Annotated in this window: 21 protein-coding genes; 15 read left to right on the top strand and 6 right to left on the bottom strand. The window is 59.0% G+C overall.

Annotation, left to right across the window (positions count from 1 at the left end; translation table 11 throughout):
- Window positions 1–12: 12 nt before the first annotated feature.
- The 6 genes from IEI95_RS22875 to IEI95_RS22850 all read left to right on the top strand — a co-directional run bounded on the left by IEI95_RS22875 (window position 13) and on the right by IEI95_RS22850 (window position 4,852).
- On the top strand, window positions 13–1,917 hold the full coding sequence (locus IEI95_RS22875; protein WP_015915075.1) for a potassium transporter Kup: 1,905 nt from the start codon (window positions 13–15) through the stop codon (window positions 1,915–1,917).
- A 308-nt stretch (window positions 1,918–2,225) separates the two neighbouring features.
- Window positions 2,226–2,573 (top strand): AtpZ/AtpI family protein, encoded by a 348-nt coding sequence (locus IEI95_RS22870; RefSeq protein WP_015915076.1) that lies wholly within the window; start codon window positions 2,226–2,228, stop codon window positions 2,571–2,573.
- 77 nt (window positions 2,574–2,650) lie between these two features.
- On the top strand, window positions 2,651–3,403 hold the full coding sequence (locus tag IEI95_RS22865; RefSeq protein ID WP_015915077.1) for a F0F1 ATP synthase subunit A: 753 nt from the start codon (window positions 2,651–2,653) through the stop codon (window positions 3,401–3,403).
- Between the two features lie 67 nt (window positions 3,404–3,470).
- The gene (locus IEI95_RS22860; RefSeq protein ID WP_003588243.1) at window positions 3,471–3,698 is read left to right on the top strand and encodes a F0F1 ATP synthase subunit C; all 228 of its coding nucleotides are present in this window, start codon (window positions 3,471–3,473) and stop codon (window positions 3,696–3,698) included.
- 79 nt (window positions 3,699–3,777) lie between these two features.
- Window positions 3,778–4,362: a F0F1 ATP synthase subunit B gene (locus IEI95_RS22855; RefSeq protein ID WP_156531492.1), complete on the top strand. Its 585-nt coding sequence runs from the start codon at window positions 3,778–3,780 to the stop codon at window positions 4,360–4,362.
- A 4-nt stretch (window positions 4,363–4,366) separates the two neighbouring features.
- Window positions 4,367–4,852, top strand: a complete 486-nt coding sequence (locus tag IEI95_RS22850; protein ID WP_156531493.1) for a F0F1 ATP synthase subunit B — start codon at window positions 4,367–4,369, stop codon at window positions 4,850–4,852.
- 155 nt (window positions 4,853–5,007) lie between these two features.
- Here the strand turns inward: IEI95_RS22850 and rnhB are convergent, their stop codons facing one another.
- Together rnhB and IEI95_RS22840 are read right to left on the bottom strand one after the other, a co-directional pair.
- Window positions 5,008–5,670, bottom strand: coding sequence for a ribonuclease HII (gene rnhB, locus IEI95_RS22845; RefSeq protein WP_488656268.1), 663 nt, complete (start codon window positions 5,668–5,670; stop codon window positions 5,008–5,010).
- Window positions 5,671–6,379: 709 nt separating this feature from the next.
- Window positions 6,380–7,537 (bottom strand): PA0069 family radical SAM protein, encoded by a 1,158-nt coding sequence (locus IEI95_RS22840; RefSeq protein ID WP_156531494.1) that lies wholly within the window; start codon window positions 7,535–7,537, stop codon window positions 6,380–6,382.
- A gap of 270 nt (window positions 7,538–7,807) precedes the next feature.
- On the opposite strand from IEI95_RS22840, the gene IEI95_RS22835 reads away from it, so the two are divergent.
- The gene (locus tag IEI95_RS22835) at window positions 7,808–8,329 is read left to right on the top strand and encodes a glycosyltransferase family 2 protein (protein WP_156531495.1); all 522 of its coding nucleotides are present in this window, start codon (window positions 7,808–7,810) and stop codon (window positions 8,327–8,329) included.
- 78 nt (window positions 8,330–8,407) lie between these two features.
- On the opposite strand, the gene moaB is transcribed toward IEI95_RS22835, so the two are convergent.
- From moaB to IEI95_RS22815, 4 genes are all read right to left on the bottom strand, one after another.
- Window positions 8,408–8,956 (bottom strand): molybdenum cofactor biosynthesis protein B, encoded by a 549-nt coding sequence (gene moaB, locus IEI95_RS22830; protein WP_194417072.1) that lies wholly within the window; start codon window positions 8,954–8,956, stop codon window positions 8,408–8,410.
- 111 nt (window positions 8,957–9,067) lie between these two features.
- Complete coding sequence (locus IEI95_RS22825) at window positions 9,068–9,940, bottom strand: 4-(cytidine 5'-diphospho)-2-C-methyl-D-erythritol kinase (RefSeq protein WP_156531497.1); 873 nt, start codon at window positions 9,938–9,940, stop codon at window positions 9,068–9,070.
- 47 nt (window positions 9,941–9,987) lie between these two features.
- Window positions 9,988–11,847, bottom strand: coding sequence for a tetratricopeptide repeat protein (locus IEI95_RS22820; RefSeq protein WP_156531498.1), 1,860 nt, complete (start codon window positions 11,845–11,847; stop codon window positions 9,988–9,990).
- 374 nt (window positions 11,848–12,221) lie between these two features.
- A complete protein-coding gene (locus IEI95_RS22815; RefSeq protein WP_070167587.1) occupies window positions 12,222–13,238 on the bottom strand; it encodes a polyprenyl synthetase family protein in 1,017 nt (338 codons plus the stop codon).
- Window positions 13,239–13,564: 326 nt separating this feature from the next.
- Between IEI95_RS22815 and IEI95_RS22810 the strand changes: the two genes are divergently transcribed.
- From IEI95_RS22810 to IEI95_RS22775, 8 genes are all read left to right on the top strand, one after another.
- Window positions 13,565–13,795, top strand: coding sequence for a putative signal transducing protein (locus tag IEI95_RS22810; protein WP_071202502.1), 231 nt, complete (start codon window positions 13,565–13,567; stop codon window positions 13,793–13,795).
- A gap of 21 nt (window positions 13,796–13,816) precedes the next feature.
- Entirely contained in the window at window positions 13,817–14,620 is an 804-nt protein-coding gene (locus IEI95_RS22805; protein WP_156537657.1) for a tRNA1(Val) (adenine(37)-N6)-methyltransferase, read from the top strand.
- Between the two features lie 106 nt (window positions 14,621–14,726).
- The gene (locus IEI95_RS22800; protein ID WP_156537658.1) at window positions 14,727–15,593 is read left to right on the top strand and encodes a S49 family peptidase; all 867 of its coding nucleotides are present in this window, start codon (window positions 14,727–14,729) and stop codon (window positions 15,591–15,593) included.
- Window positions 15,594–15,719: 126 nt separating this feature from the next.
- A complete protein-coding gene (locus IEI95_RS22795) occupies window positions 15,720–15,908 on the top strand; it encodes a hypothetical protein (protein ID WP_041696273.1) in 189 nt (62 codons plus the stop codon).
- A gap of 356 nt (window positions 15,909–16,264) precedes the next feature.
- The gene (locus IEI95_RS22790; protein WP_234934256.1) at window positions 16,265–17,473 is read left to right on the top strand and encodes a PAS domain-containing HWE histidine kinase family protein; all 1,209 of its coding nucleotides are present in this window, start codon (window positions 16,265–16,267) and stop codon (window positions 17,471–17,473) included.
- A gap of 130 nt (window positions 17,474–17,603) precedes the next feature.
- Entirely contained in the window at window positions 17,604–18,536 is a 933-nt protein-coding gene (locus IEI95_RS22785) for a glycine--tRNA ligase subunit alpha (protein WP_156537764.1), read from the top strand.
- Window positions 18,537–18,569: 33 nt separating this feature from the next.
- Window positions 18,570–19,310 carry a DUF4328 domain-containing protein gene (locus IEI95_RS22780; RefSeq protein WP_194417071.1) on the top strand — a complete coding sequence of 247 codons (741 nt, stop codon included), beginning with the start codon at window positions 18,570–18,572 and terminating at the stop codon, window positions 19,308–19,310.
- Between the two features lie 123 nt (window positions 19,311–19,433).
- Window positions 19,434–20,705, top strand: coding sequence for a 3-phosphoshikimate 1-carboxyvinyltransferase (locus IEI95_RS22775; protein ID WP_194417070.1), 1,272 nt, complete (start codon window positions 19,434–19,436; stop codon window positions 20,703–20,705).
- The last annotated feature ends 18 nt before the right edge of the window (window positions 20,706–20,723 follow it).

The raw sequence follows: 20,723 nt of genomic DNA, 5'->3' as shown, positions 1-20,723 counted from the left end.
CCTGTAAGATTGATGTCCCAGGAAAACACCCACGCAGCACCGGCCGAAAAGAAAGACCTGCGCAGCCTGATGCTGCTGGCGCTCGGTTCTGTCGGCGTCGTCTACGGCGATATCGGCACAAGCCCGCTCTATGCGTTTCGCGAGGCGCTGAAGCCGATTGCCCATGACGGCATTACCCGTTTCGAGGTGATCGGGCTGACTTCGCTGATCGTCTGGACGCTGACGATCATCGTCACGCTGAAATATGTGCTGTTTCTGCTGCGCGCCGACAATGACGGTGAAGGCGGCACCCTTTCGCTGCTGGCCCTGCTCAGCAAATCGGCCGGGCGTCATACCGTTGTGCTGATGGTGTTGGGCCTGGTCGGCGCAGCGCTGTTTCTGGGCGATGCGATGATCACGCCTGCGCTGTCGGTTCTGTCGGCGGTGGAAGGCTTGAAACTGGTGGCGCCGCAATCCTCCGGCTTTATCGTGCCGATCTCGGTGGTGATCCTGATCGTGCTGTTTGCCGTGCAGTCGCGCGGTACGGGCGCGGTTGCCAATTTCTTCGGGCCGATCACCGTGGTCTGGTTCCTGGTGATGGCGGCAGGCGGTATCGGCCATATTTTCGACGATCCGGCGATTTTCCGGGCCTTCAATCCGATTCATGCCGTGACCTTCCTGTTTCAGGAGAAATTTCTCGGTTTCGTCGTGCTGGGCGCAGTTTTCTTGACCGTCACCGGCGCCGAAGCCCTCTATGCCGACCTCGGCCACTTTGGCCGTCGTCCGATCCAGTGGGCGTGGTTCGTGCTGGTGTTTCCGGCCTTGGTGCTGAACTATCTCGGCCAGGGCGCGCTGGTGCTGAAGGACCCGGCCATGGCATCGGACCCTTTCTACTTGATGTTTCCAAGCTGGGCCATCCTGCCGGTCATCATCCTGGCGACGGCGGCCACCGTTATTGCCAGCCAGGCGGTGATAACAGGGGCGTTTTCCATGGTGCGTCAGGCCATCCATCTCGGCTTCCTGCCGCGCATGGAGATCCTGTTCACCTCGGAAACCAATACCGGACAGATCTATCTTCCTGCCGTCAACACGCTGCTGCTGCTTGGCGTTCTCAGCCTGGTGCTACTGTTTGAAAGCTCCGATGCACTCGCGACCGCCTATGGTATTTCCGTCACCGGCGCCATGGTCGTCACGACAATCATGGCGTTTGAATTCGTGCGCAAGAAGTGGAAATGGTCGGTTTTCGTGGCGCTGTTGGTGATTGTGCCGCTTCTGGCTCTGGAAACGGTTTTCCTTGGCGCCAACCTGCTGAAGATCCACGATGGCGGCTATATTCCGGTGCTGTTTGCGGCTGGCTTCACCATCGTCATGTGGACCTGGCGGCGCGGCACGGCCATCCTGTTTGCCAAGACCCGCCATGCCGATATTCCGCTGTCCTCGTTTATTTCATCGGTGGAGCGCAAGAGCGAGCATGCGCCGGTCTGTGTGCCGGGGACGGCAATTTTCCTGACCAGCGACCCGGAAACGGCGCCCGCGGCCCTGCTGCATAATCTCAAGCACAACCACGTTCTGCATGAGAAAAACATCATCCTGACCATCAAGACCGTCAACCGGCCCCGCGCCAGCGAAGCGGAACGCTTCGTGGCCGAGAGCCTCTCGGAGCGGTTTAGCCGGGTGGAGATCCGCTTCGGCTATATGGAACAGCAGAATGTGTCGCAGGCACTGGCCAAGCTGCGCAAGGGTGGGCTGAAATTCGACATCATGTCCACCTCCTTCTATCTCGGCCGCCGCAAACTCGTGCCGGATGCCAAGGCAGGCATGCCGAACTGGCAGGATAGGCTGTTCATCGCGCTTGCCAATTCGGCAACCGACCCCTCGGATTACTTCCGGCTTCCGGCCAATCGCGTCGTCGAACTTGGCTCGCATGTGATCATCTGAGGGTTATTTGTGGCGGTGTTTCGCGCGACGGGCATCGCCACAAAGCCGGACCGATTCCGTGAATTCACCGCCCGGAACGCGGCTTTTTCATGCCACTTTCTGTGGGGAATTCCAAAATTTCGACTAACAAACTGATTTTATTCGGTTAATTTGTCGTGAAACAACCCTTGGCAATGCCTTGACTATCAAAGCTCGCAAAATTATGGTGCGGCCAAATTCAGAACCGGTCGGACCATGTGTAAATCCGAGCTGTTTGCATACTCGGATAAGGCTTTAGCAGCCGGACTGGGATCGGACGGGGAGGGCGCATGGACGATCAGGAAAGAGAATTGGAACGGCGTCGCAGCCATCTCGGAGCCAAGCTGGCTGCGAAGGATCTGCGGACGGGGGAAGAGGCCGCACAGGACGAGCGGGCGCAGGCAAGCCGAAAAGGCTACGCCCAGGCCATGAAGCTCTCCAGCGAATTCCTTTCCGCCATCATCGTCGGTATCATTCTGGGCTTCCTGATCGATCATTTTGCCGGAACCTCGCCTTGGGGGCTTATCGTCCTCCTATTGCTGGGGTTTTGCGCCGGGGTGCTGAACGTGCTGCGTGCGGCGGGAAAGGTGGCTTCGCCTCATCCCGCGGATCGCAGCTCGGACGGCAAAGGGAAATAACACGGCGGATGCCTGGCATCCGGCGGACGAGGTAAGGAACGCTGCCTGAGGGTGGCAAAAGCGAGAGAGATCACCAGGTGTCAAACGATCCGACCCATCAGTTCCAGATCCACAAGATTGTTCCGATCGAGATTGGCGGCATTGATTTTTCGTTCACCAACGCCTCGCTGTTCATGGTGGCGACGGTGGCCTGCGCAGCTGGCTTCCTCTACTTCGCCACATCCAATCGCGGTCTGATTCCCGGTCGGGCGCAGTCGGTCGCGGAAATGTCCTATGAATTCGTGGCGTCCATGCTGCGGGAAGGGGCGGGCAGCCACGGGATGAAATTCTTCCCCATGGTGTTCTCGCTGTTCATGTTCGTGTTGACCGCGAACCTTCTCGGCATGATGCCCTATTTCTTCACCATCACCAGCCAGATCGTCGTCACCTTTGCGTTGGCGATTTTTGTGATCGGCACGGTGTTGGTCTACGGTTTCTATAAGCACGGCCTTGGCTTCCTCAATTTGTTCGTGCCCTCTGGCGTCCCTGGCGCTCTCTTGTTACTCGTGGTGCCGATCGAGGTGATCTCGTTTCTGTCGCGCCCGATTTCTCTGTCGATCCGGTTGTTTGCCAATATGCTGGCAGGCCACATCACATTGAAGGTGTTTGCGGGCTTCGTTGCCTCGCTTGGCAGCCTTGGCGCCCTTGGCGTCGGTGGCGCGCTCCTTCCTCTTGCTATGACCGTCGCACTGACCGGTCTGGAGTTCCTGGTTGCCTTCCTTCAGGCTTACGTCTTCGCGGTACTGACTTGCATGTACCTGAACGACGCAATCCATCCCGGTGGGCACTAAGGATATCGACATTGGCGTAACAAGCGTCAGTCATTCGCCGCAATAACCATTTCAAAGGAGTACTCTCATGGAAGCGGAAGCAGCAAAGTTCATCGGCGCAGGTCTGGCTTGCTTTGGCATGGCCGGCACGGCTCTCGGCCTTGGCAACATTTTCGGCAGCTACCTGTCGGGCGCACTGCGCAACCCGTCTGCCGCTGACAGCCAGTTCGGCCGTCTGGTATTCGGCTTCGCCGTTACGGAAGCTCTGGGCATCTTCTCGCTGCTCGTAGCCCTCCTGCTCCTGTTCGCTGTCTGATTTCAGCGGAATTCAGGATCACGGCCGGCCTTCGACGTCGGCCGTGATCTTTTGTATTAGCAGGATACTGGAGGCGAGTATGTTCGTTACCCCCGCCTATGCCGAGGAAGTCCCGGCAGCGGCTGAGACCCACACGGAAACCGGCGTTCCCGCGGAAGCCGGACATGGACGAGGCGTTTTTCCGCCCTTCGACCATTCTACGTTCCCATCGCAGCTGTTGTGGCTGGTCATCACCTTTGGCCTGTTCTACATTCTGATGCAGCGGGTCATCGTGCCACGCGTCGGCGGTATCCTCGAAAATCGTCACGACCGTATCGCCAAGGATATCGATGAGGCCAGCCGCCTGAAGGCGGAAGCGGATGCCGAAGTCGAGACCTATGAAAAAGAATTGACCGCCGCCAAGGCGAGGGGCAACCAGATCGCCTCTGCCGCCCGGGAAGCCGCCAAGACCAAGGCTGCCGCCGACCGCGCTGCTGTCGAGGCCGAGCTGTCGAGCAAGGTTGCTGCGGCGGAAGCCAGCATTGCAGCAATCAAGACCAAGGCTTTTGCCGAGGTCGATACGATTGCCACGGAAACCGTTGCCGCTATCGTTGAGCAGCTGACCGGTGCAAATGTCACCGCAGCAGATGCGCAATCGGCTGTTGCCGCTGGCAAGAGGGGCTGAGCCGATGCAATATGATGCAACTTTCTTCGCTTTTGTCGGCCTGGTGCTGTTTCTGGCACTGATTGCCTATCTCAAAGTCCCGGGCATGATGGCGAAGTCGCTGGATGCACGGGCAGACAATATCCGCGACGAATTGGCGGAAGCCAAGCGCCTGCGGGAAGAAGCCCAGCAATTGCTGGCTGAATATCGTGCCAAGCGCAAACAGGCTGAAGCGGAAGCTCAGGCCATCGTTGCCGCCGCTGAGCGCGAAGCTGCTGCGCTGACGGAAGAAGCCCGTCAGAAGACCGAGGAATTCGTTCAGCGCCGCAATGCGCTGTCGGAACAGAAGATCAAGCAGGCCGAAACCGACGCCATCAATGCGGTTCGCTCAGCTGCTGTCGATCTTGCAATCTCGGCTGCAGAGACCCTGTTGAAGCAGAAAGTCGACGCCCAGTTGCAGTCAGGCCTGTTTAATTCGTCTGTAAGCGAAGTGAAAAGCCGTCTAAACTGAGATTGTTCATCAACGATGAATTGAAAGCCGGGTTCAGCCCGGCTTTTTCATGTCTGGGTGTTTGCAGTGTTACTCAGACGACAATCGAACCCATTTTCGAAAAGAAAAATGAAAATATCTCTGTTGCAATCAGTACCGGACACACTCTCATTTCTTCACCGTTCATCCGATAGGCGCAGAGGACTAAAACTCATCCGGTGAAGGGGGCAGGGACCATGGTCGGCAATGGCCTGCTGATGGACCTTGGTGCCGTAGCCCGCATGGGCATCAAATCCGTATTGGGGGAAGACCAGGGCGGCGCGTGTCATCATCCGGTCTCGCATGACCTTGGCGACAATCGATGCGGCGGCAATGGAGAGCGATCTTGCGTCGCCTTTGATCACGGCAGTGCCGCTACAGATCAGCCCAGGAGGAACGTCCTTGCCATCGCAAAGCAGATGGGCGGGGGTGAGTGAAAGTCCGGCTGCGGCGCGGCGCATGGCGTCGAGACTGGCTTTTCGGATATCTCGCCGGTCGATATGATCGGAGCCTGAAGAGGCGATGGAGACCGTTGCCGTTGCCAGGATCTGAATAAAAAGCGCCTCGCGTTTGGCGGCGGTAAGCTTTTTTGAATCGTTGAGACCATCAGGAATGGCGTCGGGGTCAAGAATGACCGCTGCGGCCACCACCGGCCCCGCCAGCGGTCCCCGCCCGGCTTCATCTGTGCCGGCCACTGGCCAGCAACCCTTGGCTCGGAAGCTTTCCTCTAGGGAGAAATCCGGTCCGGTCAGGGGCAGGGTGAAAAGATCGCGCATGTCGGATGGAGAACGTTTTGGCATGCGGTAGACGTCGCACATCATCCGCCTGGCTTGCAAGCCCGTTGCATAATTCTTTAAACCGGAATCGATTTAAGGAGAGAATTATGCAGTAGATTTATAGTGTTAGCGCGTCCTTTGTACGCCATATATGGCGCACGGCGCTGTAGAGTACACGACGCACCTTGATGAATTGGCTTCGCCCCCCTCATCCCCCTGCCGGGGACTTCTCCCCGCTGGGGAGAAGAGGTCAACACGAGAGGACTGAGCCTCATCCTGAGGCTGCGGGCTAAGGGGTTTATCGGCTTTTGCCGCGCGTATAAGGCACAAGAGGGTGCCGCAGGTCTCTTCTCCCCATCGGGGAGAAGGTGGCGGCAGAGGCAAGAGGGGGCGGAAAAGCCGAGAGACGTTTGCGTCGTGTCCTGTGGCGTTTTATAAAACCCACGGCGCTGTCATGCTGTTGGTAAAAGGCTTCGGCGTCGCCTTGATGTAGAAGGATCGAAAGGGGTCGATCCCTCTACCCAAGACGCGACGCCGCGCCGGACAAGCGGTCAAGGAAACCGCTTCCGGCATTTCCGAGGGCCGCCCTTGCGGTAGGCGGTGTGGCCTCGGAAAGAGAAGGTTGAAATTTATGTGCGTGGTGCCGGGTTGGATGGATAGTCCGAGGCCAGGGGCACAGGTGCCAGAGTGATCAATCTCTTGCGCCCGCGCTGCCAAGCCGAACAATGGTTCGTTACAGCAGCGATAGCTGCACACCATTGCCCATAGGCGGGATGAACAGATCGTCGCGCAATTGCATGCTCCGACGGCCCATTCCGAGGCGTTTGGTGGCTATCTCGAAACGGCGGCTGATCTGCCAGGCATAGGGGCCGGTGCCTTTCATCCGCTTGCCGAATTCCGCATCGTAATCCTTGCCGTCGCGCATTGAGCGCACCAACGACATGACATGGCGATAGCGGTCAGGATAATGTTGCAGCAGCCAGTCACGAAACAGCGGGCTGACCTCCAGCGGCAGGCGCAACAGGACATAGCTCGCCTCCGAGGCCCCGGCTACCTTGGCAGCATCGAGGATACGCTCAATTTCATGATCATTCAGGGCGGGAATGATCGGCGACACCAAGACGCTTGTCGAGATGCCAGCCTCGCTCAGGGCCTTGATCGCCTCCAGCCGACGGCTTGGGGTCGAGGCGCGGGGCTCCATGGTCCGGGCCAGTTTGCGGTCCAGCGTGGTGACTGAAATACCGACCTTGGCGAGGCCCTTTTCGGCCATATCGGCCAGAATATCGATGTCCCGTAGCACCATTGCCGACTTGGTCACGATGGCAACCGGATGATTGGCCTCTTTCAGCACCTCAAGCAATTGCCGCATGATCCGCCATTCCCGCTCGATGGGCTGGTAAGGATCGGTATTAGTACCGATGGCGATGGTGCGGGGCTTGTAGCCGGGCTTGGACAGTTCGCGCTCCAAAAGCTTCGGCGCATCCGGCTTGGCAAACAACCGGGCTTCAAAATCAAGCCCTGGAGACAGGCCCATATAACTGTGGCTCGGCCTGGCAAAACAATAGATGCAACCATGCTCACAGCCGCGATACGGATTGACCGAACGATCAAAGGGAATGTCCGGCGAATCATTACGGGTAATCACCGTCTTTGGTCGTTCCACCTGGACTTCGGTGCGGAAAGGCGGCATGTCTTCGAGGCTTGCCCAGCCATCGTCTTCCAACTGCCGCTCCAGCGTTTCAAAACGCCCGGAGGGATTGAGACCCGCGCCGCGTCCACGCCTGCGTGCGCCATCCACCCGAAGCCCTGAGGCGACCAGTAGCGCGTCGGCAATATCCGCCGTATTGGCAGGCTGAAAGGCAGCCTGCCTGACATCAGACAGTACGGTCATTTGGAACTCCTGACGGGCCAACCGGCCCTTTCATGAGCTCAGATCTAACGCTAAAAAGAGAACAATGCAAGAACAAAATACTGATCTTGAAAACGTAATCATGGATTGTGTAAAATCAAAAATACACCAAAAAATATATTCAGTAGCCGCAATGAGAAGTAAAAAACAGCATGTCCTGCTCCATCCACTTGCCGATCTGTCCTCGATCAAATTCCAGTCAAGCACGGTTCACCCGTGGTAAAGCATGATGCATTGCGGTATGAGTAACGCATGTTGACTGTTATTATCGAATGCCGCGATCAGGAAAGCGAATTGGCGCAAACCTTGACCACCCTTGTTGCCGGGGCGGTGCAGGGTATTATTTGTGATGTTGTTGTTCTGGATCATGGGTCCAGCGATGGGACGTCGCGGTTGGCCGATGCAGCGGGCTGCCGATTTCACATGATCTGGGATTTGCGAGATGTGGTTGCGGCAGCCAGGGGCGAGTGGTTGCTCCTGGTCGAGCCAGGCGCTCGGCCATCCTCTGGATGGATCGAGGAAGTGGCGGAATATGTGGCGCTGAACAGCGCGCCGGCCCGGTTTTCACCTTCACGGCATCATAAGCGTCCGTTTTTTCGGCGCTTCACCCGGCGCGGTCCGCCGTTGGAACATGGATTTCTGCTGCGAAAGAGCCAAGCTCAATCCCTGGTCCGGGCGGGCATGAAGCTCGCTGATCTGGTCGCTGGGCTGAGGGGCAGGGCGCTGTCCAGTGAAATGGTGCCAGCTTGGGCTGTCCGTCAGGCACGGGCTTAACATTGCCAGCTTAATTCACTATGGCTTAGATAGTGTTGATGGGCCTACTGCCATATTGGCCCAGCCAGTGTTTTTGTTTTACGCCTTGTCGCGTTTCAGATGCTCGGCCAGCCGTGGCATGATTTCCACGAAATTGCAGGGCCGATAGCGATAGTCCAGCTGTTGCGCGAGAATGCCGTCCCAGCCATCCTTGCAGGCACCGGGAGAGCCGGGCAGGACGAAAACGAAGGTGCCATTGGCAAGTCCGGCTGTGGCGCGCGACTGGATGGTCGAGGTGCCGATCTTGTCATAGGAAATCCGGTGAAACACCGCGGAAAATCCGTCCATGTGCTTGTCGAACAGCGGCTCCACCGCCTCCGGCGTCACATCCCGACCGGTAAAGCCGGTGCCACCGGTGGTGATGATCACGTCGACATCCTGTGATTGGCTCCAGGCGCGCACTTGGTTGGCGATCCGATCGGCATCGTCGGGGACGATGGCGCGGTCGATGAGCTGATGCCCGGCCGTCTCGATTCGTTCCACCAGCACGTCGCCGGAGCGGTCGTCGGTCAATGTCCTGCTGTCCGACACCGTCAGAACGGCGAAGCCGAGGGGAATAAAAGCGCGTGTTTCGTCCATTCCGGGCATGTCGGGTCTCCGATACAGCATGTTTTCCGAAAGCGTGCAGAGGCTTCGGGAAAAGACATGCGAAAAGACTAGTCTATAGCATGTCCGGTCAATTCCGAACCACGCGATAGTTTATAGAGTCTGGCTCGCCTGAAAATACCAATCAGGCCTCTCCGTGAGAAGCAGTTTTTCAGCGGCGACAGCGGCTTCATAGGTGGGATAAAGGCCGAAACAGGTGGCGCCGGAGCCGGACATCCGGGTGACAAGCGCGCCGGTTGCTTCGATCATCCGGGAAAGCTCGGCAATGTGCGGACACAAGGTTTCGGCGGCGGGTTGCAGATCATTGCGCAATCGGCGGAGCGTCTCTGTCCATAGGGCTTGCTCAGCTACAGGTGGCAGCGTGCCAATCGGTGGATTATCGCGCCTGGTCATCGCCTTGAAGATCGCTGGTGTCGAGACCGCCTGCAACGGATTGCCGAGCAGGAGGCCAAAGCGTGGCAAGGCCGGCAGGGGTGTCAGGGCTTCGCCAATGCCTGTGGCGCGCAAGGATGTGCTTGCAAGGCACATCGGCACATCTGCGCCCAGCTTTAGGGCCAGATCCTCGAGGGCGGCTGGCTCAAGATGGCTGACCCATAGGCGCTGTAAAGCCCGCAGCGTGGCTGCGGCATCGGCTGAACCGCCACCAATGCCGGACGCAATTGGCAGATCTTTTTGTAAGGAGATGGCAACGGGCGGGGCAGGCAGGCCCTTGGCCAGAGTGGCTGTTCGCAACAGATCCCGCGCCCGAATAACCAGGTTTCCAGCCGGATCCTCCGACTGAAGCGGACCTGCGAAGCGCCCCGACAGGGTTAATTCATCCTGTCGGGCCGTTTCCACCGTAATCACGTCGCCATGTTCGGCAAATGTCACGAGTGTGTCGAGAAGGTGATAGCCATCATCCCGCCTTCCCGTAACATGCAGGGCAAGATTGATCTTTGCCGCTGCAATTTCACGAAATACGGTCATTGGGGTTCCTGCCTCGCCCTGCTTGAAAACCAAGGCATCGACGATGCCTAGGATTTCTTTTCAGGTTGGTCCGGGGTCTGCGGCGTGGGTGCGGGCGCCGGGGCGACCGGCGGCGTGACTTCGGCTGCCCCCGGCCCAGCAGGCAGGTCCGGCAGTCCCTTTTCCAGCTTTTCCTGCACCGTGGCGATCAGTTCCGGTTCCGGCTTGAACGCCAGGACCTGACGCCACTGGAAGGTGGCCTCCAGCTTGCGACCAACCCGCCAATAGGCGTCGCCCAGATGGTCGTTGATCGTCGCGTCACCGGCCTTCAACTGCACTGCGCGCTCCAATTCCTCGACTGCCTCGTCATACCGGCCCAGCCGATAATAGGCCCAGCCAAGCGAGTCGACGATATAGCCATCATCAGGCTTCAGCTCGACGGCTTTCTTGATCATCTCCAGGCCCTCCTGGAGATTGCGGTTCATATCCACCCAGGAATAGCCGAGATAGTTGAGAACCTGCGGCTGCTGGGGGTTGAGCTCCAGCGCCTTTCGAAAGTTCGGCTCGGCCTGGTCCCATTTCTTCAGGCGTTCATAGGCAATGCCGCGCTGGAAAAACACCGGCCACTGGTTCTTCCCGGGGGCCGAACCAAGAATCTCCGCTGCCTTGTCGTAATTGGCGGCCATCTCAGTGTAGTCCTTGGCATCCGACAGCACGCTGCCATAGGCCAGATAGGAGCGGATATCCTGCGGATCGGAGGCGATCAGCGATTTCAGATGGGCCTTGGATTCCTCGACCTTGCCGGTTTCGGCAAGCGCCAGACCCAGCTGCATTTCGGAAATCCGCCGCATCGGCGATTCGGCCGGCACCTGCTTGTAGAAGGAAATGGCCAGATCAGTCTGTTTGTTGCCCTCGGCAATGCCACCCAGCATGATCAGCGTATCGGCACTGTCGGGATCGAGCGCCCGCGACAATTGCAGATAGAGCGCAACGGTGTCCTGGGTTCCCTGGCGGTTCAGGGCGCCACCGATCGAAAACAGCACTGAGGCTGCTCCTTCATCGGCGGTGGCCACCTGCGGCTTGGGAACCTCGCCCTTTTCGATCCGCTCGCGCATCGCCTTGAAGGGCGGATAATTGTTCAACACTTCGTCGCCAGCCGCCAGCGCATCGAGTGCTTTCTGCTTGTTGCCGGTCTTGGCTTCCAGCGTCGCCAGGGCCATGACAGCCCGCAGGAACGTGTCGGGTGCGGTCGCGCCGCCCTCGCGGTCGGTGATAACGCCGCTCAGATAGCTGCGGGCCTTGGTCTCGTCGCCAATGGCGGCAGCCATCACGCCCGCATTGTAGTTTTTGAAAATGCCGTACCAGTCCGGGCCTTTCATCTTGTCGAGATCGGCAAGGGCTTCCTTGCCACGCCCGGCGCCCATTTTCGCCCAAGCGGTCAGCAGCGCATTGGTCAACCGGTCGAGATCGTTCGGCCCCTTATAGGCAAGGACTTTTTCCGCCGTGCGGTATTTCTTGCCTTTGATAGCCTCCAGACCGCGGACAATGGCGGTAATGCGCTCAACGGCCTGATCCTTGCGCAGCTCGTTGGCGTATTTCGCGCCTTCCTCGAAGCGGCCAGCCATCAGCAGCGACAGCATCAGGCTTTCGCGGATTTCCAGATCCTGCGGTTCGAAACGCAGCGCCTTCTCGTAAAGGGTCACGGCGGTCGTGAAATCGCGGTCGGTATTGGCCGTGCGGGCCGCCAGATACGCGCCGGACAGAGTATCGACCTCATCGAGATCGAAGCCATCGACCGGCTGTTTTGCCGTTTCTGCCGCCATCGCTACCGGCGGAGCCAGGAAGGACGGGAGGACGCCCCCGCTGAAGGACACCAGAAGCAGGAGCGCTGTGCCCGAGAGGAAGCGTTTGGCAAAGATCTGCCGCATGAAGAAGCCTTTCAACCAAGATCACCGGTCATTCGACCGGATCGGGCAACCAGGGTCACCGGCCATTCTGGCCGGATCGGAAAATTCAACATCAGGCCAGCGAATCAGAAGGCTGCGAGGCTCGCTGCCAGCCAGTTCGCTGAGACCGGAACATGATATGTAAGAGCCTTGCCCCCACGTGACCAGTCAATGTGATGGCAACAGAATGGCTTTTTTGCGTAAGTGACATAAAAACCTCCCGGAACGTGTTAGCGGCAATGGCTCCCGGTTTTCCGGAGGAACGTCGGAGCATTTCAGCGTTTCAAGAAAACCGGGTGTCTTTGGTGGATGTATTTCCAGATGCCAAACCGCAACATGGTCTGGCTGGAAATGTTTTAACTGACCCGTTCGATGCAGAAATCGATGACGTCCATCAAGGCATCTTTCCAGACGCCGTCAGGCACCGGCGCCAAGGCATCGCGGGCGACGTCGCCATAGTGAATGGCCCGCGCCACTGTATCGGAAAGACCGTTATATTTGGTAATCAGCCCCATGGCCTTTTCCAGATTGGCATCGTCATGCCTGCCGCCTTCCAGCGCTTCGCGCCAGAAGCCCCGTTCGGTCTCGTTGCCGCGCCGGTAGGCGAGAATGACTGGCAGGGTGATCTTGCCCTCGCGGAAATCGTCTCCGGTATTCTTGCCGAGATCGGCGACCTTGCCGCCGTAATCCAGGGCGTCATCGACCAGCTGGAAGGCCAGGCCTAAATTCATGCCGTAGGATTTGAGCGCGTTGCGCGCACCTTTGTCCGTTCCGGCGACGATAGGACCGACTTCGGCGGCGGCGGCAAACAGCGCGGCTGTCTTGGCGCGAATGACAGCCTGATAATCGTCCTCGGTGGTTTCCATGTTCTTGGCGACCGAAAGCTGAAGCACTTCGCCCTCGGCAATCACCGAGGCCGCCGTTGACAAGACATCCAGCGCTTCCAGCGAGCCGACCTCGACCATCATCCGGAACGCCTGACCAAGCAGGAAATCGCCGACCAACACACTGGCCTGGTTGCCCCAGATCATCCGGGCGGTGGATTTGCCGCGCCTGAGGTCGCTCTCATCGACCACGTCGTCGTGCAGCAGCGTGGCAGTGTGCATGAATTCGACGCTGGTGGCGAGCTTGATATGGCCTTCGCCCTCATAGCCAAACATCGCGGCGGAGGCCAGCGTCAGCATTGGGCGCAGGCGCTTGCCACCAGAGGAAATCAGGTGATTGGCCACTTCCGGGATCATCTGGACATCGGAGCCTGCCTTGGACAGGATCAGTTGATTGACCCGCTCCATGCCGTTGCGGGTCAGGTCCACCAGAGGTTGCACCGAGGCCTGTTTGTTTTTCTTGTCACCAAGCGGTATCACTGCGCCCAACTGTCCGGACTCCTGTTTATTCCTGTATCAGGACTGCGATAGCGTGTGGATTAACACACCACAAGACCGCGTTGGCCCCTTATATCCAAGGCTCAATGTCATCTCAATCCCAACCGGGCCTAGCCCAACCGGATTTGGCCTAACCGGATCGGGCAATTGTCGTCGCTTCGACCCAACTTACGGTTTTTTTGCCTGACTGTCGCGTCATCAAGCGGTGTTTGCGCGAAAATTCGAGACATAATGCTGAAACAAACATAAAAAGCCGTTGGCGACCCGGCAAGAGCGGAATTTCTCTATCCCGCAGATTTGATAGGACTCATCATCGCATGCATGAACTCATTCGCACCAATGACGCCGTTTTACTGTCCTTTGCCCAGAGCCTGATGAAGGATGCCGGTATCGAGAGCCTGATTGCCGACCAGTCGATGAGCATTCTGGAAGGATCGCTCGGGCTTTTGCCGCGCCGTTTCCTGGTCGAGCCGGGCCGGGCAGAGGAAGCGCGGCGCATCCTGATCGATGCCGGTCTTGGCGCAGAATTGCGCGACGGCACGGCATAAGCGAGATCGGGACAGAAGCCCATGGCGTTTGAGGGGACTGCCTCCGATATCATCAACGAAACCGTCGATGCCTTTCATCGCGGCGGCTTTTTCCTCGTGCAACCAAAAGGCCGTGGTCATCGCGCTGGCATGGATGCCATGCTCTTGGCAGCGTTGGTGGGGGAGGGTGGCACGGTTGCAGATCTGGGCGCTGGCGCCGGTGGAGCGGGTTTGGCTGTTGCCTCGCGTCTTCCGATGGCCATGGTGACGCTGGTTGAGCGTTCCCCTGACATGTTGTCCTTTGCGCAAAAGACCCTCGGTCTGGCCGAAAATGCCCATCTGGCCGACCGGGTAAACCTGGTCGCGGCGGATGTGACGCTGACGGGGCGGGCGCGCCGGGCGGCGGGATTGCCGGACGATGCTTTCGATCATGTGATCATGAACCCACCCTTCAATGACGGGCGTGACCGGACGACGCCCGACAGCCTGAAGGCCGAGGCGCATGCCATGGACGGAGATTTGTTTGAGCGCTGGCTGCGCACGGCGGGTGCGATCATGAAACCCGGCGGGCAATTGTCGCTGATCGCCCGGCCGCAATCGGTGGCCGAGATCATCGCTGCCTGCGGCAAACGCTTTGGCGGTATCGAGATCACCCTCATCCATCCAAGGGAGGGAGAAAGTGCGATCCGCCTGCTGCTGACGGCGATTAAAGGCTCGCGCGCCCGGCTCACCTTCCGCAGCCCGCTGATCATGCATGGGCTTGAAGGCCATGCCTTCCTGCCGCAGGTCGATGCGCTCAACAACGGTCGGGGGGGCTATCCGAGGCTGGACATCAAGACGATCTGATAGGTTGCTGCGGCTGGGTCATCAGGCAAAAATGAGCCCTGCCATTGCGTTTACGCCTTCAAGACTTACATGACTGTTCGGTTTGGAACAGCAAAGGATGTGACGCATGGCGGGTCTATGGAAGCGGTGGGTGCCGAAGCGGTTTCGCAAGCAGGAAATCGTCATTCCGGTCGTGCGGCTGCATGGCGCGATCATGAGCGGTGGCAGCCGGTTTCGCCCGGCGCTGAACCTCGCCGCTGTCGCCCCGCTTCTGGAAAAAGCCTTCAAGTTGAAGGACAGTCCGGCTGTGGTGCTGTCGCTTAATTCGCCGGGCGGCTCGCCGGTGCAATCGCGGATGATCTTTCAGCGCATTCGCACGCTGGCCGATGAACACAGCAAGACCGTGCTGGTGTTCGTGGAAGATGTGGCAGCCTCCGGGGGCTATATGATCGCCCTTGCAGGCGACGAAATCATTGCCGACCCGACCTCGATTGTCGGCTCGATCGGCGTCGTGTCCGGCGGTTTCGGCTTCCCCGAGTTGCTGAAGAAGATCGGCGTCGAGCGGCGCGTCTACACGGCGGGCGAAAACAAGGTGATGCTCGATCCGTTCCAGCCGGAAAAGCAGAGCGATATCGACTATCTCAAGACCCTTCAGCTGGATATTCACGATGTTTTCATCGACATGGTCAAGTCGCGGCGCGGCATCAGGCTTGGCGACAATCCGGAGCTGTTTTCCGGCCTGTTCTGGACGGGGCGCAAGGGTTTCGAGCTCGGTCTGGTCGACGGCCTTGGTAGTATGCGCGAGGAGATTAAGGCGCGTTACGGCAAGACAGCCCGGCTGGAATTGATTTCGGGTGCCCGCGGCCTGTTCGGCAGGCGTCTGTCGGGGGTTGATACGGCGCTCTCTGCTCCCAGTGATATCGGCAGCGCCGCCGCCGCCGGCCTTGTGGAGACGCTGGAAGATCGGGCGCTCTGGGCGCGCTATGGGCTTTAGATATCCTTGATGTCCTTTGTCTTTTGGGAAACCCGGGGCTTTCGGACATGCGGGTGACCTGATAAAGGAGAGTGATGTCCTGTCGGTTTTCCAACGGACGTGGTAATCCGTGGGCGAGCAGGCAGCATGACGCGCATTCTCTTTTTTATCATCCTGATCGGCCTTGCCGTATGGTATTACCGGCGCTGGACGGCGTCGGTGGCGCAACGCAAGGCGGTTAATGCCCATCGCCGGAGTGGGCGCGACAGCGATGCGGTCACCACTCTGGTCAAGGATCCGAAGACCGGCGAATACCGGGTGAAGCAGGACGACTGACAAGAAGGGGCGAAGGTGACCCCTCCTATTCGGGCATCGGTATGAAATGCCAGCCTGTATACATGGTGCGTTGACGGCGACCTTGGTGCAGGGACACTTATCGACCAAGATAAAGTGTGCCAAAAACAGGTCGGTTGTGCAGCTCCGCTTGCATCATGCTGGAATTATGATTTTATAATCGGGAACAACCTGTTGGTGAAACCTGTTTCACTGCCTTGGCGGTGCGTCTGCCTGATCCCCCATGGGTCAGGACAAGGATTATACAAAGCCTATAAACTGTTACAGTGAGCCGGAATGCGCCCGAAGAGCGCTCGCCACTGTAATCCTATGATGTAATACTATGAACCTGGGGGATCTTGGCATTGTCTTTTCCGGAGGCGAAACACGCCTGGCCATCCTCTCATGTCTCTATCAGCACCGATGATTTTCTGGCTGGCGGCGGCAAAATTGGCGAGATGATCCGTCATTTCGACTGGGCAGCGACCTCGCTCGGTCCGATCAACACATGGCCGCTATCGCTTAAAATCACCATGCGAATGGTGTTAGCCTCTCGCCAGCCGATGTGCTTCTGGTGGGGACCGGACCTGCTGCAATTCTATAACGATGCCTATGAGCCGATACTGGGCCTGCGCAGAGACAAGGCGCTGGGCCTTCACTTTACCGAAATCTGGGCGGATGTCTGGGACGGGGTCCTGCCCTATGTGCGCAGCGCCCTGGCCGGCAAGGCGACATGGGAAGAAAATTTACCCCTGGTGATGACCCGCAACGGTTTTGCGGAGCAGACCTACTGGACCTTTTCCTATAGCCCGCTTTATGGCGACGATGGTGCTGTGCATGGGCTGCTGAACATCGTCACGGAGACGACGCAGGCCGTGCTTGACCGCCAGGCGCTGGAGACGAGCCATGAAGAAACCCGCCAGCATCTTCGCCAAAAAGAAGCATTCGAGCAGGAGTTGCGCCTGCTGAACGGCGAACTCGCGCATCGGGTGAAAAACATGCTGGCCATGGTGCAATCCATTGTCGGCCAGACCATTCGCGGTGCGGATTCGTTGCCGCAGGCGGCAAGTCTGGTTTCGGCCCGCATTCAGGCCTTGTCCAAGGCGCAGGACCTGTTGACCGGCAAGAGCGTGGCCTCGGCGGATATTGCCGAAGTGGTCGAAAACGCCATCGACCCGCATAGGGACAGTCCAGAACGCTTCCTGATCACGGGATCTTTATCCATGCAGGCCTCGTCGCGCCAGGCGCTTGGCCTGTCGCTTGCCCTGCATGAGCTTGCCACCAATGCCACGAAATATGGCTCGCTATCGGTAACGGGCGGTCAGGTGCAGGTGGAATGGGGCAATCAGCAGGATGGCCGGTTCTTTCTGCGCTGGAGCGAACATGGCGGGCCACCCGTGTCTGAACCGGAGCGTCGCGGTTTCGGTTCCAAGCTGACTGAGCGCGTCGTGGCGGATCTGTTTCGCGGCGAGGCAAAAATTGACTTTGCGGCTGATGGCGTGGTGTTTGTACTGCGCGGGCAATTGGATCAGGTCGCAGCCACTGAGCGATCAAGGTCTGCCGAGTAGCGCGCTCGCAAACAACGCCACTCTTGACCGCAAAGGCCGCGCATGGCAGGTCAGACTGACCCTTTGATTTCGATGATAAATGCAGGTTCCCATGACGCTTCCTCTCGCTCCTTCGGCTTCCGCCCCGCATATGGACCCGAAGCGCTCCTTTCAGGCGCTGATCCTGACGCTGCACAATTACTGGGCCGACAAGGGCTGCGCCGTGCTGCAACCCTATGATATGGAAGTCGGTGCTGGGACGTTTCATCCGGCAACGACGTTGCGCGCGCTTGGCCCCAAACCCTGGAAGGCTGCTTACGTGCAGCCCTCGCGCCGTCCTTCCGATGGCCGCTATGGCGAAAATCCCAATCGCTTGCAGCATTACTACCAATATCAGGTGATCCTGAAGCCGAACCCGTCCAACCTGCAGGAGCTTTATCTCGGCTCGTTGAAGGCTATCGGCCTCGATCCGCTGCTGCATGACGTGCGCTTTGTGGAAGACGATTGGGAAAGCCCGACGCTGGGCGCCTGGGGTCTTGGCTGGGAATGCTGGTGCGACGGTATGGAAGTCTCGCAATTCACCTATTTCCAGCAGGTCTGCGGCATCGAATGCTCGCCGGTGGCGGGTGAGCTGACCTATGGTCTGGAGCGTCTGGCCATGTATGTGCAGGGCGTCGATAATGTCTATGACCTGAACTTCAATGGCCGCGACGGCGAGGAAAAGATCTCCTATGGCGATGTTTTCCTGCAAGCCGAGCAGGAATATTCCCGCCATAATTTCGAATATGCCAATACCGAAATGCTGCTGCGGCATTTTACCGATGCAGAGAAGGAATGCCAGGCGCTGCTGGATGCCGGTGCGCCGGGCGAAAGCGCCAATCAGGTTTTGCACAAGTGCGTGTTTCCGGCTTACGATCAGTGCATCAAGGCAAGCCACGTCTTCAACCTGCTTGATGCGCGCGGGGTGATTTCCGTCACCGAGCGCCAGAGCTATATCCTGCGGGTGCGCACGCTGGCCAAGGCCTGCGGCGAGGCGTTTTTGCAGACCGATGCCGGTGGCGCGAATTTCGGCAAGGCCGCGTAAGAGCTTGGAAACGGCTGGGGAGAGGGCAAGGGCATGACGCTGGACACCCTTCTCCGGCGAATGACATGGATGCGGCGCGGCTGGCTGATTCTCGCAGCTCTCTGCGGGGTGTTTTATTTCATTCTGGTGCCGTTTTTTCTCTACACCGCCTGGGTTCAATATGTGGTGGCTGCCACCGGCTTTGCGACCTATACCGGCGTAACCAGCTGGCTGGCGCAGGGTGTTGGTCGCTGGGCGGCTTTCATCGAGATTGGCGCTTTCGTCTTTCGGGTTGCCAGCGCCTGTTTCTGGTTGGCCTGGCTCTGGTTTGCCGTTCACTTCGCCATCCGTCTTTCACCTGATGCGCCGCCACGACTTGGCCCCTGGGTCTCGGTGATCTGCTGGTTCGTGCCGATCATCAAATATATATTTCCCCAGGTGGTGATGATGGAAATTGCCCGCATCACCATGCGCGATGACCACGCTCCGCCGGAAGGACAAGCGCCGGATCATGATCTGCCAGCTCTGAATGTTCGGGACTTGTACTGGCTCGTCCCATCCATTCTGGTCTGCAATCTGGTGAGCCTGACGGTGATGAACGTCGTATCACAGGCTGTGGCCGACCGGTTGCAGTTCTCGGCCCATAGTCAACACATCCTGCATCTTGCCGCTGCCGGTGGTGTTGCGACCCTGCTGTCGCTTTTGGCCATGGATGCCTATGCCCGTACGATGGCGAAAGCCCAGGAAACCAGGCTGGCACGGTTGTTCCTGGATCGCGATCTGCCTGAAGCTTGAAGGTTGGCACATTGAAGATTGCAATGGAAACGGCGGCGCGCTACTTGCATAAGCCCTTAAGCCGGAAACGATTTAAGGAATTATGCAGCAGGCAAAAGCCCGGTTAAACCCACGGACATGCTCATGACCCTTACCGCCCAGACCGCCGACGCCCTCACCATCCTGCCGCCCGCAAAGCCGCTAACCGGCCATGTCAGCCCGCCCGGCTCGAAGTCGATCACCAACCGTGTGCTGCTATTGGCGGGTCTGGCCAATGGCACCAGCCGGTTGACCGGCGCGCTGAAAAGCGATGACACCCGCTATATGGCGGATGCGCTGAGGGCCATGGGCGTCACCGTTGAGGAGCCGGATGAGACCAGTTTTGTCGTGACCGGCACAGGCCTGTGGCGCGCCCCTGAGGAGGCATTGTTTCTGGGCAATGCCGGGACGGCGACCCGCTTCCTGACGGCGGCGGTGGCGCTGGCCAATGGCCGATTCACCATCGACGGCGACGAGCATATGCGCAAACGGCCGATCCAGCCGCTGGTCGATGCGCTGCAATCGCTGGGCGTGGCGATTGCCGCCCCAAGCGGCTGCCCGCCGGTTGCCATCGATGCCAAGGGCGCATTTGCCAAAAACCGGGTGGTGATCGATGCCGGTCTCTCCAGCCAATATGTTTCGGCGCTGCTGATGGCCGCCCCGATGGCAGGTCAGGCGTTCGAGGTGGAACTGGCCGGTAGCGAGATCGGCGCGCGCGGCTATATCGACCTGACACTTGCGGCCATGCGCGCTTTCGGCGCCCGGATCGAGCAACCGTCCGAGACGATTTGGCGGGTCGAGCCGACCGGCTACAAGGCAAGCGATTTCCACATCGAGCCGGATGCCTCCGCCGCCACCTATCTCTGGGCTGCCGAAGTGCTGACCGGTGGCAAGGTCGATATCGGCACGCCAGCCGGGCAGTTTACCCAGCCGGATGCCAAGGCCCATGCGGTGATTTCTGCCTTCCCGACCATGCCCGCTGTGATCGACGGCAGCCAGATGCAGGACGCCATCCCGACCATTGCCGTGCTGGCGGCCTTCAACCAAACACCGGTGCGTTTCGTCGGCATCGCCAATCTGCGTGTCAAGGAATGCGACCGTATCCTGGCGCTCTCGACCGGCCTCAACGCCATCCGCCCCGGCCTTGCCACCGAAGAGGGCGACGACCTGATCATCGTCGCCGATCCGGCATTGGCGGGACAAACCCTGCCCGCGAAGATCGACACCTTCGCCGATCACCGCATCGCCATGAGCTTTGCACTGGCGGGCCTGAAAGTGGGCGGCATCACCATTCTCGATCCCGGCTGTGTGGCCAAAACCTATCCCGGCTATTGGGACGCGCTGGCGACGCTTGGGGTGGAGTATCAACGCGACTGATCCGCTTACAATGGCAGT

This window comes from Agrobacterium vitis (genome assembly GCF_014926405.1).
Classification (GTDB): domain Bacteria; phylum Pseudomonadota; class Alphaproteobacteria; order Rhizobiales; family Rhizobiaceae; genus Allorhizobium; species Allorhizobium vitis_H.
Note: the sequence above shows the minus strand (reverse complement) of the source record. Positions and strands in the feature narration are given on the sequence as shown.